1 protein-coding gene is annotated in these 210 nt (G+C 66.2%); it reads right to left on the bottom strand.

What is annotated here, in order from left to right; genetic code table 11:
* Window positions 1-210 (bottom strand): hypothetical protein (locus ACYP33_RS30155; protein WP_459624956.1); only part of this gene is annotated, 210 nt, incomplete at both ends.

Genomic DNA, 210 nt, shown 5'->3' with positions numbered 1-210 from the left:
ACGACACGTCGGTCAGCATCGCCGTCGAGGTCTTCAGCACGACCGCCGTGCTGTCCCCGCTCCGGGTGCCTGCGCCATTCATCACGCGCGTCTGGATCGTCCAGTCGCCGGTGTGGGCATTCGGATCGATCGCCACCCATTTGCCGTTCGACTGCATCAACGCGTCTTGCCACGTACGCCCGCCGTCGGTCGAGGTTTGCACCCGGTCGC

The sequence above is a fragment of the Burkholderia sp. 3C genome (assembly GCF_054589155.1).
Note: the sequence above shows the minus strand (reverse complement) of the source record. Positions and strands in the feature narration are given on the sequence as shown.